The following is a 24,444-nucleotide window of genomic DNA, read 5'->3' as shown; positions in this document are numbered from 1 at the left end:
ATTTTTCCGCGCACAATGTCTATTTGGCAGAGAATTCTCTCGATGCGGATTGCCGCGCATGCGGGGCAGTGGCAAGACTGCCTCCAGACCAGATTGCGAGGATGCTGCCATGGAATACCGCGAGATCAGTGAAGACTATTCGGTCTCGGGCCAGATCCAGCCCGAAGACGCCGCCGCCATCAAGGAAGCCGGCTTCAAGAGCGTGATCTGCAACCGCCCCGATGACGAGCAGCCCGGCCAACCTTCGGCCGACACGGTGAAGGCGGCGGTGGAAGCCGCCGGTCTCGCCTTCCGCTACATTCCAGTCATCAGCGGCCAGATCACCACCGAGAATGTCGAGGACCAGGCCGAGGCGCTGGACGAATTGGAAGGCCCCGTCTTCGCCTATTGCCGTTCAGGTGCGCGCTGCACCAATCTCTACGGGCTGATCCAGCAGTCGAAAGCTTAAATCGGCAGCGCGCCGGTTTCCTTCAGCGTCTCCAGCACGATCGCCGTCTTCACGTGCTGCACGGATTCGTGCGGCAACAGCACGCCGTTGACGAACTCCGATAGTGATTTGAGATCCGGCGTCACCACTTTCAGGATGTAATCCATCTCGCCGGTCAGCGCGTGCGCCTCCTGCACTTCCGGCAGCCGTGCCAGCAGTTCGCCGAAGCGCCGTGCATTGTCGCGGTTGTGGGTGGCCAAGGTCACGGAGATGACATTGACCAGCGAGAAACCGAGCTTGTCGCGGTCGAGTACGGCCCGATAGCCCTTGATATAGCCGTCTTCCTCCAGCCGCTGGCGGCGGCGCGAGCATTGCGACGCCGACAAGTTCACACGCTCCGAGAGATCGTTGTTGGTGAGCCGCGCATCGCCCTGCAACAGTGCCATTATCTTGCGGTCAAAATGATCAATGCGCGTCCCATCCATGGTTTTCTCCCACGACATGCACAGTTCACGCATGAGATGATCATTTCAAGCGTTTGAATGCAAGCACCATGCACCGGCTCCGCGCTATGATGGCGCCAGATGGCCTTTCAGGCCCAGCAGCTTCCGGAGGAATATCATGGGTCCTTTCCCGCACGACGCGCCGCCCGCCACGATCAGCAAGGCCAATCCCGCCGGCACCGACGGGTTCGAGTTCGTCGAGTTCGCACATCCAGAGCCGCGGAAGCTGGCCGAACTGTTCACCCGCATGGGCTATGTGGCGGTGGCCAAGCACCGCACGAAGGACATCACCGTCTGGCGCCAGGGCGACATCAACTATGTCGTCAATGCCGAGCCGGGCTCGCACGCGATGAAGTTCGTCGACAAGCATGGTCCCTGCGCGGCTTCGATGGCTTGGCGCGTGGTGGATGCCAAGCACGCTTTCGATCACGCCGTTGCCAATGGCGCCACGCCCTACCAAGGCGACGACAAGGCGCTCGACGTTCCCGCGATCGTCGGTATTGGCGGCTCGCTGCTCTATTTCATCGACACCTATGGCAAGAAGGGTTCGGCCTATGACGCCGAGTTCGAGTGGCTCGGCGCGCGCGATCCGCGGCCGCAAGGCGTCGGCTTCTATTACCTCGACCACCTGACCCACAATGTCTATCGCGGCCAGATGGACAAATGGTGGGATTTCTATCGCAATCTGTTCGGCTTCAAGCAGATCCACTTCTTCGACATCGACGGCAAGATCACCGGCCTGGTCAGCCGCGCCATCACCTCGCCCTGCGGCAAGATCCGCATTCCGCTCAACGAATCCAAGGACGAGACCAGCCAGATCGCCGAGTACCTGAAGAAGTACAATGGCGAAGGCATCCAGCACATCGCGGTCGGCACCGACGAAATATACGCCGCCACCGACAAGCTCGCCGACAACGGGCTGAAATTCATGCCCGGCCCGCCCGAGACCTACTACGACATGTCGTATGACCGCGTGAACGGCCATGACGAGCCGATCGAGCGGATGAAGAAGCACGGTATCCTGATCGACGGCGAAGGCGTGGTCGACGGCGGCATGACCAAGATTCTCTTGCAGATCTTCTCGAAGACCGTGATCGGCCCGATCTTCTTCGAGTTCATCCAACGCAAGGGCGACGAAGGCTTTGGCGAAGGCAATTTCCGCGCGCTGTTCGAATCGATCGAACAGGACCAGATCAAGCGCGGCGTGATCAAGGTGCAGGCGGCGGAGTAGAGCGACGCGACACCGGCAACTTGCAGTACGATCGATTATGACCTAAATTATAGTCATAAAGGTCGTACCCATGAATGTTTCCATCGCCGAGGCCAAAGCCAAATTGTCGGAACTCGTCAGTCGCGCGGAAGCCGGTGAGGAGATCGTGCTCACGCGCCACGGCAAGGTGGCCGCGCGTATTGTGCCGCCAGCAGTGGCCGAACCCCTGCCGCGTATTGGCGCGTTGAAGGGCAAGATCTGGATAGCGGACGATTTTGACGAACTCGGTCCAGAGTGGGACGAGTACGTGAAATGACGGTCGGCCCGTTTCTCGCCGATACACATATCATCCTCTGGTCGATTTCGGACGATCGACGTCTTAGCGAACATCACCGCGCCATTCTGGCTTCGGAAGCGGTGGTTTTTGTGAGCGCGGCAAGCGTTTGGGAGATTGCCATCAAACGTTCGATCGGAAAACTCGATGCGCCGGATGACCTTCCAGTGCTGCTTCCAAGGATGCGATTTCAGCCGCTCGCCATCACGTTGCAGCATGCGAATGCGGTTGGCGACCTACTCCGGCATCATGGCGATCCATTTGACAGACTGCTGATTGCGCAGGCCCAAATCGAGAAGTTGACCATCATGACATCCGATCCGCATTTTGCCCGTTACGACGTCGCTTTGACTTGATCAGCGGGGTCCTTGATCTCACAAGCCCAGCCGCTCCACCTCGGCCTGCCTTAATTTCAAATCATAATCGAGCAGGAATTCGTCGAGCTGCGGCGGCGCGACCGAGGTGCCGGACAGCATCGCGTGCACCTGGCCGCGATGATGGATGTCGTGCAGGAAGACGTGAGCGAGGATGTCGCCGATGCGCTCGGGGATCATGCCGTCCTCGCGCCGGTCGGTGATGACGCGGCGATCGAGATCGGCCTCCGACAGGGTATCGCAAAAAGCGATCAACCGCCGGTCGGCCGCAAGCTGGGCGGCAAACAGCGCCCGGGCTTCCTCGAAGGGCACGTAGTCGTCATGGGCGGCCGCTCCGATGCCGCCCTCTTCGAGAAAATCGAGATAGAGATGATCGACCGCGAGGATATGGTTGAGCGTCGCCTTGATCGACGGGAAGAAGCTGGTGCGCTCGGCCTTGAATTCGCCCGGCTCGAGCGCGAGCACGGCTCGGTAGAGCCGATCGTTCGACCAGAGGTTGTTGCCGGCCATGCGGCGCAGATGGTCAAGAAGATTCATGGCTGAACGCAGGCCCTCATCGCTCGTATTTCTCTACCTTCTGCTCGATCGCGCCGAAGATCGAATGGCCGGCTCTGTCCTTCATCTCGATACGTACCGTGTCACCGAAGCGCAGGAATGGCGTCTTGGGCTCACCCGACACAATGGTCTCGATCATGCGCAGTTCGGCGATGCAGGAATAGCCGGCGCCGCCCGCCGACACCGGCTTGCCCGGCCCGCCATCGAGCTTGTTGGAGGCGGTCCCGGAGCCGATGATGGTGCCGGCAACCAGCGGCCGTGTCCGGGCGGCATGGGCGATCAGCACCGGAAAATCGAAGGTCATGTCGACACCGGTGTTGGCGCGGCCGAACGGCTTGCCGTTGAGATCGGCGAGCAGCGGCAGGCTGACCTTGCCGCCATCCCAGGCGTCACCCAACTCATCGGGTGTGACCGCGACCGGCGAAAAGGCCGAAGACGGTTTCGACTGGAAGAAGCCGAAACCCTTGGCCAATTCCGGCCCGGTCAGTGCGCGCAGCGTCACATCGTTGACCAGCATGACCAGCCGGATCGCGGCGCGTGCTTCGTCGAGGCTGGCGCCCATCGGCACGTCGTCGACGATGACCGCGACCTCCGCCTCCATGTCGATGCCGAAGGCCTCGTCAGCCATGCGGATCGGATCGCGCGGTGCGATGAAAGAGTCCGAGCCGCCCTGGTAGATCAGCGGATCGGTCCAGAAGCTCGCCGGCATTTCGACGCCGCGCGCCTTCCGTACCAGTTCGACATGGTTCACATAGGCCGATCCATCGGCCCATTGATAGGCGCGCGGCAGCGGCGAGTGTGCATCATGCTCGTGAAAGCGCGCCGACGGCACCGCGTTGTTCTCCAGCGATTCCGCGATTGTCGAGAGATGCGGCGAGATCCTGCGCCAATCGTCGAGTGCCGCTTGAAGCGTACGCGCCAGGAACGAGGCGTCGGTGTACTGCGTCAGGTCGCGCGAGACGACAACGAGTTTTCCGTCACGCGTCCCGTCCTTCAATGTGGCAAGCTTCATGCGGTTTCCTCTCCTGATGCGGCTTTGGCGCCGCTTTGGTTGTTTATTTTGCGCATGATCTTTTCCGAAAACCGGTTCCCACTTTTCGCTGACGCGGTCCTTCGGTTCGGGATCATGCTAGCTCCACAACAAGGCCGTCGCGGGCGATCGTCAAGTCGCCGGCCCATGTTTTCCTTACAGCGGCGACCCAGTCGGCATCGCCGATTTCGGCATCATCGGCCGGGATGAGATGGTTGAGCACCAGCCGCTTCACGCCGGCATCGGTGGCGATGCGCCCGGCCTCCTCGGCAAAGCTGTGGCTGGCGAGGAGATGTTCCCTGAGCCGCGCGCCGTTGCCGGTTCGGGTCACCAGCCGCTCGATGCCCTCTTCCAGCATGGCTTCGTGGACGAGGATGTCAGCCCCTTGGGCGAAATCGGCGAGCGGCGGAAAGAAGGCCGTGTCGGCGGAGAACACCACGCTTTTCCCGCCATGCTCGAGGCGCAGGGCAAAGCAGTCGGTCACCGGCGGATGGTCGACGCGCAGCGCCGAAACCTTCAGACCGCGTTGCCGGAGCACGTCGCCTTCGCCGAATTCGTCGATCGACACCAGTTCGCGGATGTCCGGCCGGCCTTCGTCGGCGATGCGGATTTCGATGTCGAATTCCATCGCCTGGCAAAAGCGCCGCCAGTAGTGGCCGGTGCCGGGCGGGCCGAATATGGTGACCGGCGTCGCCAGCCCCGCTGTCCAGGCGGTGTGGATCAGCGGCCCCAGTTCCAGCACATGGTCGGAATGCAGATGCGTGATGAAGATCAGGTCGAGCGCCTTCAGGCTGAGGCCGGCATCGACCAGACCGCGCGTGACGCCAAGCCCGCAGTCGACGACGATGGTCCGCCCGCCGATCTCAAGCAGCGACGAACTCGGCCACGGTCCGCCCGGCCGCAGCGCCGGGCCGCCTTTCGAGCCCATTAGCACCAACCGATCCGGCATTGGCTTGCCGCTCAAGACCAGTCGCCCTCCGGCGTGCCGTTGAAGCGCTTCTTCAGGTCGGCCCAGCAGTCGATGTAATTGTCCTGCCGTGTTTCCAGTTCGGCGCCGTAGCGGGTCAGCATCTGCGGAAAGCGGGTCTCGAACATGAACGCCATGGTGTTGTCGAGCTTGGCCGGTTTGAGCTCCGCGCGCGAGGCCTTTTCGAAGCCAGGCGCATCCGGGCCATGGGCCAGCATCAAATTGTGCAGGCTGATGCCGCCGGGGACAAAGCCTTCTTCCTTGGCATCGTACTGGCCGTGGATCAGCCCCATGAACTCGCTCATGATGTTGCGGTGATACCAGGGTGGCCGAAACGTATCTTCCGCCACCAGCCAGCGCGGCGGGAAGATGACGAAATCGATGTTGGCGGTGCCCTCCTCGCCGCTTGGCGCGGTGAGCACGGTGAAGATCGACGGATCGGGATGATCGAACAGGAGGGCGCCGACGGGCGAAAAGGTTGCCAGATCATATTTGTAGGGCGCGTAGTTGCCGTGCCAGGCGACAACGTCGAGCGGCGAATGACCGATCTCGGTGACGTGGAAATTGCCGCACCATTTCACCGTCAGCCGGCAAGGCGTTTCCTTCTCTTCGAACCAGGCGCAAGGCGTCTTGAAATCGCGGGGATTGGCGAGGCAATTGGCGCCGATCGGGCCACGGTCGGGCAGCGTCAGCTTGGCGCCGTAATTCTCGCAGACATAGCCGCGTACTTCCTTGTCGACGAGTTCGACCTTGAAGACGAGGCCGCGCGGCAGCACAGCGATCTCGCCGGGCCGAAGTTCGATGACCCCCATCTCGGTGACGAAGCGCAGGGCGCCGACCTGCGGCACGACCAGCAACTCGCCGTCGGCGTTGAAGAAATGGTCGTCGCCCATCGATGTGTTGGCGACATAGACATGGGCCGCCATGCCGGTCTGCCCGAGCACGTCACCGGCGGTGGTGATGCTGCGCATGCCCTGGACAAAGTCGGTCGGCTCCTTCGGCATCGGCACCGGATTCCAGCGATACTGGCCGAGCGCCAGCTCATGGTCGCCGACATTCGGCGCGCTCTTCCACAAGGGATAGTTCGACGCCTTGAAGTGGCCGGTGTGCTTGACGCTCGGCCTGATGCGATAGAGCCAGGAGCGCTCGTTGGTGCCGCGTGGCGCGGTGAACGGCGAGCCGGAAAGCTGTTCGGCGTAAAGGCCGTAGGCCGGCCGCTGGGGTGAGTTGCGGCCCTGCGGCAGCGAACCTGGCAAGGTTTCGGTCTCAAAATCATTGCCGAAACCCGGCATGTAGGAAAAGGCCATCGCTTCCTCCCGGAGTGGATCTCAATTGACCAAACTGGTTTCATTTGTAACCATCTAAAATGTAACTATCAATCCATCACGTCGGGACGTTAGGCCATGGAAATCCTGGAACTCGAAAGCTTCCTGCCCTATCGGCTCTATCGCCTGGCCGATGCCGTGAGCCGCGAATTCTCCGGGGTATACAAGGACAGCCATGGACTGACGCGGCCGGAGTGGCGCACGCTTTCCGGGCTCGGCCAGCGCGGCACAATGACCGCGACCGAACTTGGCGAGCAATCGGCCATGCACAAAACCAAGGTGTCGCGCGCCGTGGCCGAACTCGAACGGCGGCGCTGGCTGACGCGCACGCCTGATGGGAATGATCGCCGTGTCGAACATCTGACACTGACCAGAGCGGGGCTGGCCGCCTATCGCGAGATGGTGCCTTTGGCGAAGGCGTTCGAGAGGGAGTTGCTGGCGAGGCTGAGCGCCAGCGAACGCACGGCGATTGTCAGTGGGGTGGCGGCGCTGGAGAGAGCGTTGGAAGGAAAGTAGCGTTGATACGCTGGCGGGACAGCACCCCCCTCTGGCCTGCCGGCCATCTCCCCCGCAAGGGGGGAGATTGGCGGCTTCGGCGCCGCGCCATCTTTGCCACGTCCGTGATTGGCGAAGGCAGCAATCAAAACCAATCTCCCTCCTTGCGGGGGAGATGGCCGGCAGGCCAGAGGGGGGTGCTGTCCCGCTAACGTCTCCGGCACAGTGCCTTCACAGCAGCCTCACCAGTCCATCACCACCTTGCCGGAACTGCCGCTGCGCATTGCATCGAACCCAACCTGAAAATCGTCGATGCCGATGCGGTGGGTGATCAGGCCGGAGACATCGAGCGGACCCTGGACCAGGGCGATCATCTTGTACCAGGTCTCGAACATCTCGCGGCCGTAGATGCCCTTGAGATGCAGCATCTTGAAGATGACCTTGTTCCAGTCGATCTCGAAGCCGGTCGGCGCGATGCCCAGGATGGCGATCTTGCCGCCATTGTTCATGGTGTCGATCATGTCGCGGAAGGCGGGCGCGGCGCCCGACATTTCGAGGCCGACGTCAAAACCCTCTGTCATGCCGAGCGCCGGCATGACATCACGCAGCTTTTCCTTCGACGCATCGACGACATGCTGGACGCCGAGCTTTTTGGCCAGCGCCAGCCGCACTGGATTGATGTCGGTGATCACCACCTTGCGCGCGCCGACGCATTGGGCAACGAGCGCGCCCATGATGCCGATTGGCCCGGCACCGGTGACCAGCACATCTTCACCGACGAGGTCGAAAGACAGAGCGGTGTGCACCGCATTGCCCAGGGGATCGAAGATCGCGGCGACCTCATCGGGCACATCGTCGGGGATCGGCACCACATTGTGCTGCGGGATCGCCAGATACTCGCCGAAGGCGCCTGGACGGTTGACGCCGACGCCGAGCGTGTTGCGGCACAGATGGCCCCTGCCCGCACGGCAGTTGCGGCAATGGCCGCAGACGATATGGCCTTCGCCCGACACGCGCTGGCCAACCTTGTATTCGGTGACCGCAGCGCCGAAATCGGCGACGGTGCCGACGAATTCATGGCCGGTCACCATCGGCACGGGCACCGTCTTCTGCGCCCACTGGTCCCAATTGTAGATGTGGACATCGGTGCCGCAGATCGCGGTTTTCCTGATCTTGATCAGCACGTCGTTGGGGCCGATCTCCGGCACCGGCACCTCTTCCATCCAGATGCCCGGCTCGGCCTTGGCCTTCACCAGCGCCTTCATCATGTTCGACATGTCTCGCTCCTTACCCTCCCCCTTGTGGGGAGGGTGGCCCGAAGGGCCGGGTGGGGGTTCTAACTTTACCGGTGGAGATCCCTGCGCACCCCCACCCCGTCTCTCGACCACTTGCTTTGCAAGCAGTCGCTCGCCGACCCTCCCCGCAAGGGGGGAGGGTGAAGCGCCTCATCCAATCACGCCGAGTTCCCTGCCAACCTCGCCAAATGCCTCCACCGCACGATCGATGTCGGCAGTGGAATGCGCTGCCGACATCTGGGTGCGGATGCGCGCCTGGCCTTTCGGCACCACCGGGAAGGAAAAGCCGATGACATAGATGCCGCGTTTCAACATGCGCGCCGCCATCTCCTGCGCCAGGCTCGCATCGCCCAGCATCACCGGAATGATCGGATGGTCGGCTCCGGCCAAGGTGAAGCCGAGCTTGCCCATCTCAGACCTGAACCGCGCCGCATTGGCATAGAGGCGCTGGCGCAAGGCGTCGCCATTGCGGATCAGGTCGAACACCTTGATCGAAGCGCCCGCGATCGCCGGCATCAGCGTGTTGGAGAAGAGATAGGGGCGTGAGCGCTGGCGCAGCCAGTCGACCACCTGGTTTTTGCCCGAGGTGTAGCCGCCCGACGCGCCGCCGAGCGCCTTGCCCAGTGTCCCGGTGATGATGTCGACCCTGCCCTCGACACCGCAATGTTCCGGCGAACCACGGCCATTGTGGCCGACGAACCCGACGGCATGGCTGTCGTCGACCATGACCATGGCGTCGTATTTGTCGGCGAGATCGCAGACACCGCGGAGATTGGCGATGATGCCGTCCATCGAAAACACGCCGTCGGTAGCGATCAGCCGGAAACGGCAATCCTTCGCTTCTTTCAGCCGCGCTTCGAGATCGGCCATGTCGTTGTTGGCGTAGCGGAAGCGCTTGGCCTTCGACAGCCTGACCCCATCGATGATCGAGGCGTGGTTCAGCGCATCCGAGATGATCGCGTCTTCCTCGCCCAGCAGCGTCTCGAACAGACCGCCATTGGCGTCGAAGCACGAGCCGTAGAGGATGGTGTCCTCCAGGCCGAGAAAGGATGAAATCGTCGCCTCGAGCTGCTTGTGCTCCTCCTGCGTGCCGCAGATGAAGCGCACCGACGCCATGCCGTAGCCATAACGGTCGAGCGCCTGGCTGGCCGCGTCGCGCAGTTCGGCGCTGTCAGCGAGGCCGAGATAGTTGTTGGCGCAAAAGTTAAGCACTTTCTCACCGCCGACCTCGATCTGCGCCGACTGCATCGAGGAAATCACCCGTTCCGACTTGTAGAGACCGGCTGATTTGAGCCCTGCAAGCTCACTGTCGATATGGGAGAGAAATGCTGCGGTCATGATCAGGCCCTGTTTGACGTGGGTCGACTGTTGTCCTGTCCGCGCAAAAAATCCATCGCAAAAGCGACCGGGCCGGTGGTGGCCAGCATCAAATGAAGCGTCATGGGCATCGCCCAAGCACGCCCCAGGGGATCACAACGGCTGGCGAACGTTCAAATGCGGATTGAAGGCGAAAGGAGCCGATAACCATTCCGCGATCTTTCCGCGTTTCCCGCGATCTTTGCGCGTTTCCCCCTTGTCGGCCGGCTGTCGATTTCCGGTCCTGTTAACGTTTCCTGTTCAATGATGCCCACACAGGAATCCGTTGGCGAGAGGGCCGCCCCCGAAAATGTCGCAGCAGCCGGTGCAAACCGTTTCAGGCAAGCTCATACTTCTGATCAAGGCCGGCTATTGGCTAGCGCTGTTGATCATCGCCGCCATGGTGGCAGCCTCCTTCGTGCTGCTGCAGCAGACGATGGCCACGCACCAGCACAACCATACCCTGCTCGATATCGTCGGCACGCAGAAAACCTTGTCGCAGCGTATCGTTTTCCTTGCCAATGCGACGGATGTCGCCTCGCGCGAGAAGCAGCCGGCGCTGGTCAGCGCGCTCAAGCAGGCGACGGTGGAGTTCGAGACCAACTACGATCTGCTGCTCGAGCAGACGGGGGCAGATCCGCAATCACCGGCCAAGCTCGATCCGAAGTCGATCGAGAGCGTGCTCTTCGCCAAACCCTTCCATCTCGACTATTTCTCGGTTGGGCTGATCGCCAATGGCGACCGTCTGATCTCGGCGCTTGAATCGCAACTCAACAATCTCGACAATGGCGGCTACAAAGGCAGCGCCGAACGCGTCAACCTCGACATGTCGGTCGCCAACGCCACCTTGTCGGGCTATGCCGCGCTCGGCCAGCGTATCAGCGCCGAGGCCGACGAGCGCTCCGAAAAGTTGCTCTCCCTCCACCGCACGCTGTTCTACGCCACGCTCGGCGTCATCCTGCTGGTAGCGCTGTTCATCTTCAGGCCGATGTCCAACGCGATCCTTCGCAAGACCCGCGAACTGGTCGACGCGCGCAATTCGATGGCCTTCATCGCGGTTCATGACGGACTGACCGGCCTGCATAACCGAACCTTCCTGACCGACCATTTCGAGACGTTGATCAAGGGCGCGCATCGGCGACGCGAGCGTCTGGCCGTGGTCCAGCTCGATCTCGACCGTTTCAAGCAAATCAACGATACGCTGGGCCATGCCGCCGGCGACTATGTCCTGGTCATCACGGCACAGCGCATGCGCGATTCCTGCCGGGCGTCGGATCTGTGCGCGCGGCTCGGTGGCGACGAATTCGTGATGATCCTCAACGGCGCCGGCAGCACCGAAGATATCAACATGCTGGCACGGCGCATCCTGGCGCACATCAACGAGCCGATCGTTTTCCAGGGCACGACCATTCTTCCCGGCGCCAGCGCCGGCATCGCCGTGTATCCGATAGACGCCGACAACGCGCAAGATCTTTTGGTTCACGCCGATCTGGCGCTCTATTCGGCCAAGAAGATGGGAGGCGGCAACTTCTCGTTCTTCTCGGAGGAGCTGCGCCGCGAACTCGACTATCGCAAGCAACTCGAACACGACATCAAGGTCGCCATCTCCGAAAAGGCGTTCCAGGTCTATTTCCAGCCGCAGGTTTCGCTGACCACCGGCACGATCAGCGGCATCGAAGCGCTGGTGCGCTGGAACCATGCCGAACGCGGCATGATCTCGCCCGGCGAATTTATTCCGGTTGCGGAGAAATGCGGCTTCATGCCGGAAATCGGCCGCATCGTGATCAGCAAGGCGATCAACGAAGCCGCTGAATGGAACCGCGCCGGGATTGCCTTCGGGCGGCTAGCCGTCAATGTTTCGGGCACCGAGTTGCGCGAGCATGATTTCGATGCGTTCCTGTTCGGGACGCTGGAGAAGGCCGGACTGCCGCCGCAGAAACTGTCGCTGGAAATCGTCGAATCCGTCATTCTGGACGATGAGAAGACAGGCATCGCGGCAAAGCTGCGTCACATCAGGGCGGCCGGCGTCCATCTGGAACTCGATGATTTCGGCACCGGCTATGCTTCGCTGAGCCATGTCAATCCGAACGAGATCGACCGGCTCAAGATCGACCGCCGCTTCGTCCAGAACATCCACGAGAACGGCGACAACTCCAAGATCGTGCGCGCCATCACCGAGCTTGCCCGCGGCCTCGGCATCTCGATCGTCGCCGAAGGCGCCGAAACCGAAGCCGAACTCGACTCGCTGATGGCGATCGGCTGCGATCAGGTGCAAGGCTATTCCATCGCCTTCCCGATGCCGCAGGACAAGGCGCTCGAGTGGCTGACCGCCCGCATGCCGAAGAAGGCAAAGCTGACGGTGCTGCAAGGCAGTCTGGCGTAGGCACCCGCGCGTCCGCCTTGACAACCAGCCATGCACATGGCGGCCTGTCGCGACGCAAACGGATGCCGCGACCTATGACATCGTTTTGGTTTGTCCTCGCGGCCGTGTTGATGTCCGCGTTGCCGGCTCATGGGGCGGATCGCACGATCTATCTCACCTTCGACGACGGTCCGCTCAGCGGCACCGGCAACATCCTCGACGTGTTGCAGGCGAGCCAAGTTCAGGCAACGTTGTTCATGGTCGGCATGCACGCCGAGGCCAGTGCGTCCAACAAGATGCTGGTGCGGCGCGCCAAGGCGATGCCGCTGGTGACGATCGGCAACCACAGCTACAGCCACGCCTACAATCACTACCGGCACTTCTATGGCGATACGGAAGGCGTGGTCACCGATATGCTCAAGGCGAACGCCGTGCTCGGCCTGAAGCCTGCCGTGCACGCGCGCCTGCCAGGGCGCGATGTGTTCCGACTGCCCTCGATGTCAAAGGACGACAACTCGCTCGGGCCCGCGCAAGCCGGTCGTGAGGATCCCGACTACGAGTTCGTCGCGGCTTCCGGCTTCTATCTCTATGGCTGGGACCACGAATGGGTGCACAAGGCGGCGGTGAGCCGGTGCAGAGCGTCGACCATCTGGTCAGCGAGATCGATCACCTGTTCGGCTATGGTCATTTCGTCAGACCCGGCAAGCTGATCCTGTTGATGCATGACGAGATGTTCCAGGACCGCTTCGACGGCAAGACGAAGCTGACCAACCTGATCGCCGCGCTGAAGCTGCGCCACTATGCCTTTGGAACGATCCCGACCTATGACGACTGAGCCAACGGGTGACGACTAACCCAACGGGCAGACTTTCCTAGCTCTCCACATTGTTCCGCAACACCGCCAGCACCTGCGCGAACTCCGCCAGCCGCTCGTCGGACAGTCCCACCCGCAGCCGCTTGTCGAAAACAAGCGCGGCCTTGCGTAGTGTCTCGAACATCGCTTCTCCAGCCTCCGTCAATTCGACCAGATGGACCCGGCGGTTGACGGGATCGCGGCGACGCGTCAGCAGGCCCTGCGCCTCCATGGCGTTTAGGTGATGGGTCAGCGTCGCGCCCTGGATGCCGATCATGCCGGCAAGTTCGCGTTGATTGGCAAGCTTGCTCGACTTGACCGACAGCAGCGTGAGCCAGACCGGCAAGGTGCCGCCCGCTTCGACCAAGGCAGCGTCGAAGGCTTGGGCGACAAGCTTGGCGGTGCGGCCGAGATTCATGCCGACCGGCGGGCGTTCAAAGGGCGTCATTGCCGGACAGTAGACGGTGTTTTCCAAGGATGGAACTGGTTCATTTTATACATTGACATCGAATAGTTCGATATCTAATTATTGCACTGACAGCAAGCGAGAGAGGAGAGATGGCATGCAGTATGCCTACATCGTCGTCATCGGTCTTCACGTCATGGCAGGCGTATTCTGGGCGGGCACGACCATCGCGGTCGGCCGTGACCCGGACATCCGCGCGGAACGGTTCTTCCGGCCGCAAATGGGTGCTGCCGGCCTGGTTTTCCTGACCGGCATACTGCTCTGGTATTTCTTCCATGAGGGCGCTTTCGGCTCGATGGAGAAAGTGCTGGCACTGGGGATCGTGACGGCCCTGATCGCCGCCGGCGTGCAGGGCGCGCTGGTAGGCTCTGCCAGCAGGCAGCTTGCCGGCGCTGATGCGGCTACGGAAAGCCGGTTGCGCGCGAAGATGACAAGAGGCGAGCGCATCGCCGGAGGCCTGCTGGTGCTGACCGTGCTGTGCATGGCCACTGCCAGAATGTTCTGAGCGCCGCCACGCTGCAACCCTCACGGCATCGTGCGTTGTCTGGCAGCGAGCCAATGACGTGCGGGCGCGCGGATCGAGCCGGAATACATGGGCTCTCGTATGCCGGTTCGGCCGCGCGCCACCAATTTTCGCGACGAGATTTCAGATCCGCAAACCGAACCTGATCCCGTCATAGATGGCGGCATGGATGTTGCGCGAGGCGACCGCGTCGCCGATGCGCAACAGCACGAAGCCGGCTTCGTGGTTGCGTGCCGGAAAAATGTCGCCGCCGCTGACCAGGCGTTCGTAGTCGACCGCGCCGCCATTCTTCGACAGCGGTCTCAAGGCCAGGTAGAGATCGTCGAGCGGCGCGGTGCCATGCTCGACCACCACCTGGTCGACCCGCCGTTCACCGCGCCAGCCGTCGGCAAAGTCCGAAGCGAGTTCGGCGACCAGTTGATTGCCCTCGCGCCGCACCGAGCGCAGGCGCGTGTTGATGGTGATGGTGGCGCCCTTTTCCTGGAACGAGCGCATGTACGGCACATGGTTCATGCCGCCCATTTCGGGCGCGAAAAACCGCTCAGGCGAAACCAGTTCCAGCCGTGCGCCGCTGTTGGCGATCAGTTCGGCCGCACCCATGCCCTGATGGCCGCCATTGTCGTCATAGAGCAAGACATTCTCGGCCGGCTTGACACTGCCGGCCATGATGTCCCAGCTCGAGGTGACGAGATTGTCGCCCGCCGCCAGCGGCGGGTTCTGCGGCAAGCCGCCGGTGGCGACAATGACCACATCGGGCGCCAGCGCCAGGACATCGTCCTTCTCGGCCCAGGTATCGTAGCGGATCTCGACGCCGAGCCGATCGAGTTCTGCCAGCCGCCAGTCGATGATGCCGATCAATTCCTTTCGGCGCGGATTCTGGGTCGCCAGACGCACCTGGCCGCCGGCCTGGCTCGACGCTTCAAGCACCGTCACCTGATGGCCGCGCTCGGCCGCCACCCGCGCCGCCTCAAGTCCGCCGGCGCCGGCGCCGACGACAACGACCTTTTTCTTCGCCCCTTCTGTCTTGACGATGATGTGCGGAATATCGGCCTCGCGGCCGGTCGCCGCATTGTGGACGCACAGCGCCTCGCCGCCCTCATAGATACGGTCGAGGCAATAGGTGGCGCCGACGCAGGGGCGGATCTCGTGCTCGCGGCCTTCCATCACCTTTTTGATGATGTGCGGGTCGGCGATATGGGCGCGGGTCATGCCGACCATGTCGAGTTTGCCGGTCGCGATCGCATGGCGCGCGGTGGCGACATCGGAGATGCGCGCCGCATGGAAGGTCGGGAATTTCGTCGCCGCCCTCACCTCGCCCGCGAAATCGAGATGCGGCGAAGACCGCATGCCGGTCACCGGAATGACCTTGGTCAATGCCGCGTCGCTTTCGATCGAACCGCGGATGATGTTTAGGAAATCGACCTTGCCGGAGTCGGCCAGCCGCCTGGCGATCTCGACGCCCTCCTCCTTCGACAGGCCTTTCTCGAAGTCCTCGTCGGCGACCATGCGGATGCCGACGACGAATTTCTCGCCGACCGCCGCCCGCACGGCATCGAGCACCATGTTGGTGAAGCGCAAGCGGTTGTCGAGCGAGCCGCCATACTCATCGCCGCGATGATTGGTGGCCGGCGACCAGAAGCCGTCCATCAGATGGCCGTAGGACTCGAACTCGATACCGTCCAGGCCGGCCGCCTGGCAGCGCTGGGCGGCCGACGCATAGTCGGCGACGATGCGCTCGATGTCCCAGTCCTCGATGGTTTTTGGGAAAGCGCGGTGCGCCGGCTCGCGCACCGGCGAAGCCGAAACCACCGGCAGCCAGTCGGCCTTGTTCCAGCCGGTGCGGCGGCCGAGATGGGTGATCTGGATCATCACCTTGCAGTCATGCTCGTGGCAGGCGTCAGCAAGCTCGGCGAGCCACGGCACGATGCGGTCGTCATAGACATGCAGATTGCCGAAGGCTGCCGGACTGTCGCGCGAGACGATGGCCGAACCGGCGGTCATGGTCAGCGCCATGCCGCCCTTGGCCTTTTCGGCGTGATAGAGCCGGTAGCGCTGCTTCGGCATGCCGTCCTCGGAATAGGCCGGCTCATGGCTGGTCGACATCACCCGGTTCTTCAGCGTCAGATGCTTGAGCTGGTAGGGCTGGAGAAGCGGGTCGTTGCTGGTCATCGTCTTCCTGCTTTTCAAACTGTGTCGAAGCAGCATGAGCTGCTCCATTTCCTATTTAAGCGTCGGATTCGTCCGAAAACCGCTGCGCACTTTTCGATCCGATGCTAATGAGCGCCGCAAACCAAGAAGGCTTTGCTCATGATCGACACCAAAACCCTCACCCAGCTCGGCGCCCACGTCGAGACGCCACAGAGCCCCGAACAAGCGGTCCTGGAGACCGTGCCGTACACACGCGGCGACGGACCGCCGGCGATCGTGCGCTTCACCTGCCCGGAATTCACCTCGCTGTGCCCGGTCACCGGGCAGCCGGATTTCGCCCACATCGTCATCGACTACGCACCCGATGCAGCCCTGGTGGAATCGAAGTCGCTGAAGCTGTTCATGACCTCGTTCCGCAACCACGGCGCCTTCCACGAAGACTGCACGGTGATGATCGGCCGTCGCATCGTGGCGGCAACCAAGCCGCTGTGGCTGCGCATCGGCGGCTACTGGTTCCCGCGCGGCGGCATTCCGATCGACGTGTTCTGGCAGACCGGCGCGCCGCCCGAAGGCGCCTGGCTGCCGGACACCGGAGTGGCGTCTTATCGCGGGCGCGGCTAGCCCGCCCATCATTCGCACTGGTACTGGCTGAGCGCCCATTCGCCGGTCACCGACAACAGGTCCGATATCTTCCATTCGCCGCCCACCTTCTTGAATTTCCATTCAAGGCGATGCGGGTTGCCGGCGACGACGAAGGCGACGATGACCTTGGCCTGGTCTCCATTGATCGCCTCGAGCGTCTTCAGGCTCTTGTCGATCTGGTCCTTGTCGTAATCGGCATTGTCCAATGCCATGTTGGGGTCGAGGCATTCGCCCTGCCCGGATCTGCGCAGCGCATCGCTCTTGTCGAGCACGGTTTTCGCCGGATCGATGAAATGGCCGCGCTGTGACGGATCGACCTCCAGATTGACCTGATCGTAGAACGGCCGCACCACCGCTGTCGGCGATCCCGGCTGGATGGGTGCGGCCGGTTCGTTGGGGGGCCAGGCAACGGGTGGCGTTGCCGGCTCCGCTGCCCCACCGGGCGCGGTTGCGGGCGGCGACCCGCTGTCGCCCGGCGCGGTGGCCTCCGGGGCGTTTGCGGACGGAGCGTTTGCCGGCGGGGCGCCGAGCAGCCCTTGTGCGGCAGCGCCGCCTTGAACCACCGCCATCAGGCACATGGTCGACAGTGCCAGGAACGAGCGGCGGTCCATCACATCACTCCGGTGTCTGGCCGGCCATGCACTCCAACGCACTGAGCGTCCAGTCGCTGGTCTTCGAGGCGATGTCCGATATCTTCCACTTGCCGTCGATCTTCTTGAGCGACCAGACCATTTCGCGTTTGGCATCGTCGCCTTCCAAAAACAGGCTGAATGACGCTGTGACCTCGGCATTGTCCCCATCGCGCTTCTCAGACAGCTTCAGCGTCTTGGCCACGGACTTCTGGTCGAAATCCTGCGCGTCGAGACCCGGATCGAAATCGATGCACGCGACCTGGTCCGGATTCTTCTTCGTCGCCTGATCGTTGAGATCGAACAGTTTCGTCACCGGCTCGGTGAAGCGATCCCGGTATTGCGCGTCGGCCTCGAACTTGACCTCCGGAACATAGAAGAATTTCACGGCGTCGGACGCCGGACCGGCCCAGGCTGCAGCGGGCAAGGCCGCGGCGGGCAAGGCTGTCGAAAGAGCGGCAAGGAGCACTGTCAGTCTCATGCAGAATCTCCGGCTTTTGATGGCTTGCGGCAATCAATACCACGCATCCTGCATATCGGCTTTTTTGCGGCTCATGAAGTCCCTGGCGGCCAGTCCAGGGCGCCCCGCCAGACGTCCTGGAAGTTTGCAAAAGCACTTCCGCGGTCAACTGCCGACAATACATCATGGGATCCTCAGCCTCCGAAAGTCGCGACAGGCGCGTTGAGACGGGAGCGCTCGGGCTTGACACCGAGCCCCGGCGTCTGCGGGACGCGTATATGGCCGTTTTCGATGACGACGGGGTTTATGGGGTCGGTATGCCCTTCGATGTATTCCTGCGCGATCCAGGCGCCCTCGAAACGTCTCGGTTCGACGGTGGCGGCGAGGTGCACGCATGCCGCGGCGATGACATCCCCGCCCCAGGCATCGTCGCAGCTGTGCGGAAGAGATCGTATCGCACAGAGATCGCGGACGGTGGCCATCTTGGTGAGGCCGCCAAGGCGTGTGACTTTCAACCCAAATCCGTCCGCGATACCCGAAGAAATTGCCCGCAGGACGGCATTCAGATCCTCGGTATTCTCATCGAGGTAGACTGGATGGGTAACGCGCCCCTTGAGGCTCGCAACCTCCTCCATGGTGTTGCAAGGCTGTTCGAACACAAACGGGATCGCCTGGCAAAGCCGGTCGATGTGCAGCGTCGCCGCAGCGGTGAGGCCACGATTGGCGTCGACAGCTATCCGGGCCTTGAAACCGACCGCTTCCCATACTTTGTGCACGGTGGCGACGTCCTGCTCGAGATCGCGTCCGCCTATCTTGATCTGAAGCCGTTGGTACCCTGACTTGACCTTGTCGGCGGCGATACGCGCCGTCTCGTCCGGCGCGCCGACAATCGTCGAATAGTAGGACGGCACACGATCGGTGAGCGCACCACCCAGGAGCGTCGAGACCGGAACGCCCAGCCGCTGGCCGGCGAGGTCGAGGAGCGCTATGTCCAAGGCCGCCTTGGCATAGTTGTGACCGTTCAGCCGCTCGTCCATTCTTTTCGCGAGGCGGCGCAAGGACGTCGTGTCCTCGCCGACCAAGCCAGGCGCTATTTCGGCAATTGCCGATCTCGCGCCCAGGGCATGTTGGGGCTGATAGACAGGACCGACCGGGCAAGTCTCGCCCCAGCCCGACAGACCGTCCTCGGTGGTCACTTCAACGAGCGTGCTGTCCAGATCCTGAACGGTACCGCTAGCCATCCGGTAGGCACCGCCTTTCACCGGCAGATGCACCTGATAGACCTTGATCGTTTCGATGCGCATGCCGATCTCAGCCCCCTTCGAGCCAAGCTATCCCGGCCATCTTGCCGTTCCTCTGCATGACGGGCCAGCACATGACGGGCCGGCGCATGACGGCGCTCTCGATCACGAACCTGGGCCGACTGCCGTGCTCAGACCCGCACATTGTGCTTGCGCTTCATGAAGTCCTTGGCGGTCTCGACCGCCACGGCGGCATCGCGGCAATAGGCATCGGCGCCGACGGCCTTGCCGAATTCCTCGTTGAGCGGCGCGCCGCCAACCAGCACGACATAGTCGTCGCGGATGCCCTTTTCCTTCATCGTGTCGATGACGACCTTCATGTAGGGCATGGTCGTCGTCAGCAACGCCGACATGCCGATGATGTCGGGCTGGTGCTGCTCGATGGCATCGAGATATTTCTCGACCGCGTTGTTGATGCCAAGGTCGATGACGTCGAAGCCGGCGCCTTCCATCATCATGCCGACCAGGTTCTTGCCGATGTCGTGGATGTCCCCCTTGACGGTGCCGATCACCATCTTGCCCTGCTTGGGCGCGCCGGTGGCGGCCAGCAGCGGACGCAGGATGAACATGCCGGCCTTCATGGCATTGGCCGACAACAGCACTTCGGGAACGAACAGGATGCCGTCGCGAAAATCCTCGCCGACGATGCGCATGCCTTCGACCAGCGCCTCGGTCAGCACCTTGTAGGGCACCCAGCCGCGCTCGAGCAGGATCCGCGTGCCTTCCTCGATCTCTTCCTTCAGCCCGTCATAGAGATCGTCGTGCATCTGCTGCACCAACTCATCGTCGGAAAGCTCGGAAAGGATGATCTCGTCGTCGGCCATTTTCTGCCTGCGTGAATTTGCGTGTCAGTGATTTACGGGCCGCCGGCGCCTTTTGTGACAGGCGCCGGCAGCGTTTTCTTGCATGTCTCGGGAGTTATATCAGGCGTCCAGCCAGACGTTCTGGAAGTCCATTTCGTAGGTCTGGTGCATGCCGTAGTTCTTCACCTTCTTGCTCATATGGCAGTAGAGCTTCTGCCAGAACGGCTGGATGATGACGCCGGAATCCTGCAGGATCTGCTCGACGTCCTTCATCACTTCCTTGCGCTGGGCGGGATCGGCCAGCGACAGCGCCTGCTTGAGCTTGGCGTCAAAGTCCGGGTTGGAATAGGCCGTCTCATTCCAGGCCTCGCCGGTGCGGTATCCGAGCGCCAGCACCTGCACGCCGAGCGGGCGCATGTACCAGATCGTCATGGAATAGGGATACTTCGTCCAATCGTTCCAGAAGGTCGAGCCCGGGAGCACCGTACGCTTCACCTTGATGCCGGCGTCGCGCAGTTGGCCGGCGATCGCGTCGCCGGTGTTCTTCTGCCATTCGTCCTCGACGGTGATCAGCTCGTGCTCGAAATCCGCCTGGCCGGCATCCGCCATCAGCTTCTTGGCGCCCGCCGCATCCCGTGCCTTCTTGGGCAGCGGATAGTATTCGGGATGGATCGGGGCGACATGGTGATTCTCGCCGACGGTGCCGCGTCCGGCATAGCCGAGCTGCATCACGGCATCGTTGTCGACAGCCATCTGCAGTGCATTGCGCACCCGCTGATCGTCATAGGGCTTGTGAGTCACGTTGGTGCGGGCAACCAGCGTGGTCGCTGTCGCGACCTCCGATTTCACCAGATCCATCTTGTCGAGGGCGTCTATGAAGTCGGCCGGCGTTTCGAAATCGAGGTCGATCTCGCCGGATTCGAAGGCATTCAGCGTGGCATTGAAGTCGGTGCCGTAGTCGATGAACTCGACACTGTCGAGCGGTGCTTCGCCACCCCACCATTTGCCGTTTTCGCGGCGCTTTACCACCGCCTTTTGGCCGACCGCGTAGGAGACCAATTCGAAGGCCCCGGTACCAATTGGCTTGGTGGTCGGGTCGGCGCCATCCTTGTCGAAATCGCGATGCACGACCAGCGCCGGATAATCGGTTAAGCCCGGTATGATCGCAATGTCGGGTTCGTTGAGTTTCAGCTTGACCGTATGGTCGTCGACCTTGGTGATGGCACCATCCTTCGCCTTACCGGTCTTTGTGTCGATCAGCGCGCCGACGCGTGCCGCCATGGAATTGCCGGAAGCACCCTTCTCGCACCAGCGGTTCAGATTGGCGACCACGTCGTCGGCGTTGAAGGCATCGCCATTGTTCCAGGTCACACCCTTGCGCAGATGCAGCGTGTATTCGGTGGCATCGTCATTGACGTCCCAGCTTTCGAGCAGGACCGGCTCGAACGTGAACTGGCGCGTATAACGGACAAGCGGCTCGAGCCAGGTCCGGGTGACGTTTGCCATTTCCGTCCAGTCATAGGTGCGCGGGTCCTTCTGCGCCTTGACCGACATCGCGACATGCAGCGTCCCACCCTTTTTCGGTTCTTCCGCCAGGGCCTTTGTCGGCGCGGCAAGGCCGATCATGCCGTAGGCGAAAGCCGTCGTGGCGCCGAAGGCGCTGGCCAATGCCAGGAATTCGCGCCGGTCCATGCGACCCGCGCGCGCGTCCTCAGCCATCGCCTCTATGGCGGCGGGGACCCGGTCGCTATTGCTTCTGAAAAGTGTCATTTCTCTCTCCCATTGGTTCCGTCGGTTCTTTGCCCGTTCTCTCTCAACTAACGCTATCCGGCAGCTTTTCCTCGCGCCGGGCAATAAAATCCGCGAGACCCTCGGCGACACCCTCATCGAGCTTCGGCTCTTCATAATCGGCGAGCATGTTGCGCGCTTTTTCGCGGCCGCGGGTGTCGTGGTCCTTCGCCCCTTCGGCCTTCCACTGTTCGAACGAATTGAAGTCCATGATCGAGGGCATGAAGAAAGCGGACTCGAAATGTTCGAGTGTATGCTGGGTGCCGAGGAAATGGCCCTGCGGCCCCACTTCGCGAATCGCCGCCATCGCTTCCTTGAAGTCGTCGAACGGCAGCCCGCCGGCATATTTATACCAGCCGATGAGCTGTTCGCAGTCGGTGGCGAATTTCGAATAGCCGCAGGTCAGCCCCGCTTCCAGCCATCCAGCGGAATGCCAGATGTAGTTGGCGCCGGCGAGGATGGCGGCATGCATCAGCATGTTCGCCTCGTAGCCGGCCTGGGCGTCGTTGAGCTTCGAGCCGACATGGAAGCCGGAGGTGCGCCACGGCAGCCGGTATTTCCTGGCCAGCGCGCCCATCAGGTACATCATCTGCGCCGCCTCCGGCGTGCCGCCCATCGGCGCTCCGGTCTTCATGTCGACCGTGACCATGAACTGTCCGTAGATCTGCGGTGAACCTGGACGCAGGAGCTGCGTAAATGCGACGCCGGCCAGCGCTTCCGCATTGACCTGCGCGACCGCACCGACCGCGGAGGCCGAGGTCGAGGCGCCGCAGAGCGCGAAGGGCGCCAGGATCAGCGGCTGGTTGTGGCGCGCATAGACCTTCATGGCGTCCAGCATGGTGGCGTCCCACACCAGCGGCGAATTGCAATTGGTGATCGACACCAGGACGGGATTGTCGCGGACGAACTCCTCGCCGAATACGATCCCCGCCATCGCCATCGTGTCCTCGGCGCGTTCCTTCGAGGTGACGATGCCCATGAACGGCTTGTCGGAATGCTTCAGCGCCGAATGGATGATGTGGAGGTGACGCTTCGGCACCGCAATTTCCATCGGCTCGCAGATGACCGAGCTCGACGAGTGCAGCGCCGGTGCCATATAGGCGAGCTTGTGGAAATTGTTGAGGTCGGCGAGCGAGCCGTAGCGCCTGTTGTTGTCGAGGTCGCGCACATAGGGTGCGCCATACATCGGCACGAAGATGGAGTTCTTGCCGCCGACGCGCACGGTACGCTCCGGGTTGCGGGCATTGAGGGTAAACTCCGATGGGACCTTGGAGACAAGTTCCATCAAAAGCCCACGGTCGATACGGACGCGCGTCTCGGTGACATCGGCTCCGGCGGCCTTCCACAGGGCGATCGCCTCATCGTCGCGGAACTCGCAGCCGACCTCTTCGAGGATCGAGAGCGATTCCTGGTGGATCAACTCCACAGCCTCGTCAGGGACCATCTGATAGGCCGGGATCTCGCGCACCAGTGTCGGGAACGACGTGACCGGAGCGCCTCGCAGCGCCTTCCGTCCCAGGCGGCCGCCACTTCTGCGGTTGGCGTGTTCGGTCATGGCAACGGCCGGTGCATTCATGGCAACTCATCCTCCAACAGCCCCATCAACTTAGCGAGACGAGATATAGCTGTGACGCTGGAAAATCCTGATCTCTTGTATAAACTCTCCTTATGCGAAGCCTGCGCCACCTCCTGCCCTCGGCCGGCAGCCTGATCGTCTTCGAGGCGGCCGGCCGGCTGTCGAGCTTTACCGCCGCCGGTCGCGAGCTCGGCATGACGCAGGCGGCCGTCTCCTACGCCGTGCGCGGGCTGGAGGAACAGCTCGGCGCCAAGCTCTTCCAGCGCCGCCACCGCCAGGTTCTCCTGACGGAGGCCGGCGAGCGCTTCCACGCCGACGTCTCGCTCGGGCTGTCGCATATCCGCAAGTCGGCGGAGGATCTGCGCCTGCAGGCGACCGGCGGCCATGTGACGCTCGCCGCCTCGACCGCCTTCGGCTCGTTCTGGATGATGCCGCGGCTGCAGCAGTTCCGCGACGAACTGCCAGGCGTCGATCTGCGCATCCAGACCGCCGACCGCGACCTCGACATCATCGCCGAGGGCATCCCGCTAGGCGTACGCGGCGGCGTGCCGCGCGACTGGCCGGATTATCATTCGCTTTCGCTTGCCGACGAGGAGATCTTCCCGGTCGCTGGACCCAACTATCTGGCAAAGTTTGGGCTGCCGGAGACCGTCGCTGAGCTTGCCATGCACCGGCTCATCCATCTCGAGGAGCCCTACCGCGAGGCCCCGAACTGGGACGAATGGTTCGCGTCAGCCGGAACCAGCCTGCGCAATGCCGAGCGCGGATTGCGCATCAATGACTATGCCCTGGTGATTCAGGCGGTCATGGAGGGACAAGGCATTTCCCTCGGCTGGCGTCATCTTGTCGAGCGCCTCGTGGCATCAGGACTGTTGGTGCCGGTGACGGATCATGTGCTGAGAACCGGCATCGGATTCCACGTCATCTGGCCGAAAAACCGCGAACTCAGCGACAATGCCCGCAAGGTCAGGGACTGGCTGGTCGCGCAGGCATAGTTCGTTTGCTCAGTTCACCCTCGCCCG

General features: G+C 62.3%; 26 protein-coding genes. 11 read left to right on the top strand and 15 right to left on the bottom strand.

From position 1 onward, the window contains the following. Positions 1-109 precede the first annotated feature (109 nt). Entirely contained in the window at positions 110-448 is a 339-nt protein-coding gene (locus LB577_RS01170; protein WP_224685202.1) for a TIGR01244 family sulfur transferase, read from the top strand. On the opposite strand, the gene LB577_RS01165 is transcribed toward LB577_RS01170, so the two are convergent. Further along, positions 445-912 carry an Lrp/AsnC family transcriptional regulator gene (locus LB577_RS01165; protein ID WP_023766545.1) on the bottom strand — a complete coding sequence of 156 codons (468 nt, stop codon included), beginning with the start codon at positions 910-912 and terminating at the stop codon, positions 445-447. The genes LB577_RS01170 and LB577_RS01165 overlap by 4 nt on opposite strands. Before the next feature lie 136 nt (positions 913-1,048). Between LB577_RS01165 and hppD the strand changes: the two genes are divergently transcribed. From hppD to LB577_RS01150, 3 genes are all read left to right on the top strand, one after another. After that, complete coding sequence (gene hppD / locus LB577_RS01160; RefSeq protein ID WP_224685201.1) at positions 1,049-2,161, top strand: 4-hydroxyphenylpyruvate dioxygenase; 1,113 nt, start codon at positions 1,049-1,051, stop codon at positions 2,159-2,161. 70 nt (positions 2,162-2,231) lie between these two features. After that, the gene (locus tag LB577_RS01155; protein WP_023780515.1) at positions 2,232-2,456 is read left to right on the top strand and encodes a type II toxin-antitoxin system Phd/YefM family antitoxin; all 225 of its coding nucleotides are present in this window, start codon (positions 2,232-2,234) and stop codon (positions 2,454-2,456) included. Continuing rightward, complete coding sequence (locus tag LB577_RS01150; protein WP_023780514.1) at positions 2,453-2,830, top strand: type II toxin-antitoxin system VapC family toxin; 378 nt, start codon at positions 2,453-2,455, stop codon at positions 2,828-2,830. The genes LB577_RS01155 and LB577_RS01150 overlap by 4 nt, the downstream gene beginning before the upstream one ends. 18 nt (positions 2,831-2,848) lie before the next feature. On the opposite strand, the gene LB577_RS01145 is transcribed toward LB577_RS01150, so the two are convergent. The 4 genes from LB577_RS01145 to hmgA all read right to left on the bottom strand — a co-directional run bounded on the left by LB577_RS01145 (position 2,849) and on the right by hmgA (position 6,707). Continuing rightward, complete coding sequence (locus LB577_RS01145) at positions 2,849-3,385, bottom strand: DinB family protein (protein WP_224685200.1); 537 nt, start codon at positions 3,383-3,385, stop codon at positions 2,849-2,851. Between the two features lie 16 nt (positions 3,386-3,401). After that, positions 3,402-4,415, bottom strand: a complete 1,014-nt coding sequence (locus LB577_RS01140) for a fumarylacetoacetate hydrolase family protein (RefSeq protein ID WP_224685199.1) — start codon at positions 4,413-4,415, stop codon at positions 3,402-3,404. Positions 4,416-4,527: 112 nt separating this feature from the next. Further along, the gene (locus LB577_RS01135) at positions 4,528-5,382 is read right to left on the bottom strand and encodes an MBL fold metallo-hydrolase (RefSeq protein WP_224685233.1); all 855 of its coding nucleotides are present in this window, start codon (positions 5,380-5,382) and stop codon (positions 4,528-4,530) included. A gap of 11 nt (positions 5,383-5,393) precedes the next feature. After that, on the bottom strand, positions 5,394-6,707 hold the full coding sequence (gene hmgA / locus LB577_RS01130) for a homogentisate 1,2-dioxygenase (protein WP_224685198.1): 1,314 nt from the start codon (positions 6,705-6,707) through the stop codon (positions 5,394-5,396). A gap of 96 nt (positions 6,708-6,803) precedes the next feature. Here hmgA and LB577_RS01125 point away from each other — a divergent pair, with 96 nt between their 5' ends. Continuing rightward, positions 6,804-7,241, top strand: coding sequence for a MarR family winged helix-turn-helix transcriptional regulator (locus LB577_RS01125; RefSeq protein WP_224685197.1), 438 nt, complete (start codon positions 6,804-6,806; stop codon positions 7,239-7,241). Between the two features lie 221 nt (positions 7,242-7,462). On the opposite strand, the gene tdh is transcribed toward LB577_RS01125, so the two are convergent. Further along, complete coding sequence (tdh, locus tag LB577_RS01120; protein ID WP_224685196.1) at positions 7,463-8,497, bottom strand: L-threonine 3-dehydrogenase; 1,035 nt, start codon at positions 8,495-8,497, stop codon at positions 7,463-7,465. A 168-nt stretch (positions 8,498-8,665) separates the two neighbouring features. Continuing rightward, complete coding sequence (locus tag LB577_RS01115; RefSeq protein ID WP_224685195.1) at positions 8,666-9,853, bottom strand: glycine C-acetyltransferase; 1,188 nt, start codon at positions 9,851-9,853, stop codon at positions 8,666-8,668. A gap of 328 nt (positions 9,854-10,181) precedes the next feature. On the opposite strand from LB577_RS01115, the gene LB577_RS01110 reads away from it, so the two are divergent. The 3 genes from LB577_RS01110 (at position 10,182) to LB577_RS01100 (ending at position 13,068) form a co-directional block, all read left to right on the top strand. After that, the gene (locus LB577_RS01110) at positions 10,182-12,254 is read left to right on the top strand and encodes a putative bifunctional diguanylate cyclase/phosphodiesterase (RefSeq protein ID WP_224685194.1); all 2,073 of its coding nucleotides are present in this window, start codon (positions 10,182-10,184) and stop codon (positions 12,252-12,254) included. 110 nt (positions 12,255-12,364) lie between these two features. Then, positions 12,365-12,943 (top strand): polysaccharide deacetylase family protein, encoded by a 579-nt coding sequence (locus tag LB577_RS01105; protein ID WP_224685193.1) that lies wholly within the window; start codon positions 12,365-12,367, stop codon positions 12,941-12,943. Then, positions 12,838-13,068 (top strand): hypothetical protein, encoded by a 231-nt coding sequence (locus tag LB577_RS01100; RefSeq protein WP_224685237.1) that lies wholly within the window; start codon positions 12,838-12,840, stop codon positions 13,066-13,068. The genes LB577_RS01105 and LB577_RS01100 overlap by 106 nt, the downstream gene beginning before the upstream one ends. Before the next feature lie 37 nt (positions 13,069-13,105). On the opposite strand, the gene LB577_RS01095 is transcribed toward LB577_RS01100, so the two are convergent. After that, complete coding sequence (locus LB577_RS01095; protein ID WP_224685192.1) at positions 13,106-13,561, bottom strand: MarR family winged helix-turn-helix transcriptional regulator; 456 nt, start codon at positions 13,559-13,561, stop codon at positions 13,106-13,108. 88 nt (positions 13,562-13,649) lie between these two features. On the opposite strand from LB577_RS01095, the gene LB577_RS01090 reads away from it, so the two are divergent. Then, the gene (locus LB577_RS01090; protein ID WP_023780505.1) at positions 13,650-14,057 is read left to right on the top strand and encodes a hypothetical protein; all 408 of its coding nucleotides are present in this window, start codon (positions 13,650-13,652) and stop codon (positions 14,055-14,057) included. Between the two features lie 141 nt (positions 14,058-14,198). Here the strand turns inward: LB577_RS01090 and LB577_RS01085 are convergent, their stop codons facing one another. Then, a complete protein-coding gene (locus LB577_RS01085; RefSeq protein WP_224685191.1) occupies positions 14,199-16,244 on the bottom strand; it encodes an FAD-dependent oxidoreductase in 2,046 nt (681 codons plus the stop codon). 138 nt (positions 16,245-16,382) lie between these two features. Here LB577_RS01085 and queF point away from each other — a divergent pair, with 138 nt between their 5' ends. Next, on the top strand, positions 16,383-16,844 hold the full coding sequence (gene queF / locus LB577_RS01080) for a preQ(1) synthase (protein WP_224685190.1): 462 nt from the start codon (positions 16,383-16,385) through the stop codon (positions 16,842-16,844). Positions 16,845-16,852: 8 nt separating this feature from the next. On the opposite strand, the gene LB577_RS01075 is transcribed toward queF, so the two are convergent. The 6 genes from LB577_RS01075 to LB577_RS01050 all read right to left on the bottom strand — a co-directional run bounded on the left by LB577_RS01075 (position 16,853) and on the right by LB577_RS01050 (position 23,422). Continuing rightward, a complete protein-coding gene (locus tag LB577_RS01075) occupies positions 16,853-17,476 on the bottom strand; it encodes a hypothetical protein (RefSeq protein ID WP_224685189.1) in 624 nt (207 codons plus the stop codon). Positions 17,477-17,480: 4 nt separating this feature from the next. After that, a complete protein-coding gene (locus LB577_RS01070) occupies positions 17,481-17,975 on the bottom strand; it encodes a DUF3828 domain-containing protein (RefSeq protein WP_224685188.1) in 495 nt (164 codons plus the stop codon). A gap of 173 nt (positions 17,976-18,148) precedes the next feature. Continuing rightward, the gene (locus LB577_RS01065) at positions 18,149-19,258 is read right to left on the bottom strand and encodes a mandelate racemase/muconate lactonizing enzyme family protein (protein WP_224685187.1); all 1,110 of its coding nucleotides are present in this window, start codon (positions 19,256-19,258) and stop codon (positions 18,149-18,151) included. A gap of 128 nt (positions 19,259-19,386) precedes the next feature. Then, the gene (locus tag LB577_RS01060; protein ID WP_013896099.1) at positions 19,387-20,079 is read right to left on the bottom strand and encodes a corrinoid protein; all 693 of its coding nucleotides are present in this window, start codon (positions 20,077-20,079) and stop codon (positions 19,387-19,389) included. Positions 20,080-20,178: 99 nt separating this feature from the next. After that, complete coding sequence (locus LB577_RS01055) at positions 20,179-21,828, bottom strand: ABC transporter substrate-binding protein (RefSeq protein WP_224685186.1); 1,650 nt, start codon at positions 21,826-21,828, stop codon at positions 20,179-20,181. A gap of 43 nt (positions 21,829-21,871) precedes the next feature. Then, positions 21,872-23,422, bottom strand: coding sequence for a trimethylamine methyltransferase family protein (locus tag LB577_RS01050; protein ID WP_023780501.1), 1,551 nt, complete (start codon positions 23,420-23,422; stop codon positions 21,872-21,874). 92 nt (positions 23,423-23,514) lie between these two features. On the opposite strand from LB577_RS01050, the gene LB577_RS01045 reads away from it, so the two are divergent. Beyond that, entirely contained in the window at positions 23,515-24,417 is a 903-nt protein-coding gene (locus tag LB577_RS01045) for a LysR substrate-binding domain-containing protein (protein ID WP_023766521.1), read from the top strand. Positions 24,418-24,444: the final 27 nt, after the last annotated feature.

This window comes from Mesorhizobium sp. B283B1A (assembly GCF_020165735.1).
Lineage (GTDB): Bacteria > Pseudomonadota > Alphaproteobacteria > Rhizobiales > Rhizobiaceae > Mesorhizobium > Mesorhizobium opportunistum.
The sequence above is the reverse complement of the archived record's forward strand: the minus strand, read 5'-3'. Positions and strand labels throughout refer to the sequence as shown.

Excerpts from the sequence above, each read along its gene's own strand:
- LB577_RS01145 (WP_224685200.1), bottom strand. The coding sequence starts at position 3,385 with ATGAATCTTCTTGACCATCTGCGCCGCATGGCCGGCAACAACCTCTGG.
- LB577_RS01100 (WP_224685237.1), top strand. The coding sequence starts at position 12,838 with ATGGGTGCACAAGGCGGCGGTGAGCCGGTGCAGAGCGTCGACCATCTG.
- LB577_RS01075 (WP_224685189.1), bottom strand. The coding sequence starts at position 17,476 with ATGGACCGCCGCTCGTTCCTGGCACTGTCGACCATGTGCCTGATGGCG.
- LB577_RS01125 (WP_224685197.1), top strand. The coding sequence starts at position 6,804 with ATGGAAATCCTGGAACTCGAAAGCTTCCTGCCCTATCGGCTCTATCGC.
- LB577_RS01165 (WP_023766545.1), bottom strand. The coding sequence starts at position 912 with ATGGATGGGACGCGCATTGATCATTTTGACCGCAAGATAATGGCACTG.
- LB577_RS01060 (WP_013896099.1), bottom strand. The coding sequence starts at position 20,079 with ATGGCCGACGACGAGATCATCCTTTCCGAGCTTTCCGACGATGAGTTG.
- tdh (WP_224685196.1), bottom strand. The coding sequence starts at position 8,497 with ATGTCGAACATGATGAAGGCGCTGGTGAAGGCCAAGGCCGAGCCGGGC.
- LB577_RS01085 (WP_224685191.1), bottom strand. The coding sequence starts at position 16,244 with ATGACCAGCAACGACCCGCTTCTCCAGCCCTACCAGCTCAAGCATCTG.
- LB577_RS01055 (WP_224685186.1), bottom strand. The coding sequence starts at position 21,828 with ATGACACTTTTCAGAAGCAATAGCGACCGGGTCCCCGCCGCCATAGAG.
- LB577_RS01170 (WP_224685202.1), top strand. The coding sequence starts at position 110 with ATGGAATACCGCGAGATCAGTGAAGACTATTCGGTCTCGGGCCAGATC.
- queF (WP_224685190.1), top strand. The coding sequence starts at position 16,383 with ATGATCGACACCAAAACCCTCACCCAGCTCGGCGCCCACGTCGAGACG.
- LB577_RS01115 (WP_224685195.1), bottom strand. The coding sequence starts at position 9,853 with ATGACCGCAGCATTTCTCTCCCATATCGACAGTGAGCTTGCAGGGCTC.
- LB577_RS01065 (WP_224685187.1), bottom strand. The coding sequence starts at position 19,258 with ATGCGCATCGAAACGATCAAGGTCTATCAGGTGCATCTGCCGGTGAAA.
- hmgA (WP_224685198.1), bottom strand. The coding sequence starts at position 6,707 with ATGGCCTTTTCCTACATGCCGGGTTTCGGCAATGATTTTGAGACCGAA.
- LB577_RS01150 (WP_023780514.1), top strand. The coding sequence starts at position 2,453 with ATGACGGTCGGCCCGTTTCTCGCCGATACACATATCATCCTCTGGTCG.
- LB577_RS01110 (WP_224685194.1), top strand. The coding sequence starts at position 10,182 with ATGTCGCAGCAGCCGGTGCAAACCGTTTCAGGCAAGCTCATACTTCTG.
- LB577_RS01135 (WP_224685233.1), bottom strand. The coding sequence starts at position 5,382 with ATGCCGGATCGGTTGGTGCTAATGGGCTCGAAAGGCGGCCCGGCGCTG.
- hppD (WP_224685201.1), top strand. The coding sequence starts at position 1,049 with ATGGGTCCTTTCCCGCACGACGCGCCGCCCGCCACGATCAGCAAGGCC.
- LB577_RS01045 (WP_023766521.1), top strand. The coding sequence starts at position 23,515 with ATGCGAAGCCTGCGCCACCTCCTGCCCTCGGCCGGCAGCCTGATCGTC.
- LB577_RS01050 (WP_023780501.1), bottom strand. The coding sequence starts at position 23,422 with ATGAATGCACCGGCCGTTGCCATGACCGAACACGCCAACCGCAGAAGT.
- LB577_RS01155 (WP_023780515.1), top strand. The coding sequence starts at position 2,232 with ATGAATGTTTCCATCGCCGAGGCCAAAGCCAAATTGTCGGAACTCGTC.
- LB577_RS01090 (WP_023780505.1), top strand. The coding sequence starts at position 13,650 with ATGCAGTATGCCTACATCGTCGTCATCGGTCTTCACGTCATGGCAGGC.
- LB577_RS01070 (WP_224685188.1), bottom strand. The coding sequence starts at position 17,975 with ATGAGACTGACAGTGCTCCTTGCCGCTCTTTCGACAGCCTTGCCCGCC.
- LB577_RS01140 (WP_224685199.1), bottom strand. The coding sequence starts at position 4,415 with ATGAAGCTTGCCACATTGAAGGACGGGACGCGTGACGGAAAACTCGTT.
- LB577_RS01105 (WP_224685193.1), top strand. The coding sequence starts at position 12,365 with ATGTCCGCGTTGCCGGCTCATGGGGCGGATCGCACGATCTATCTCACC.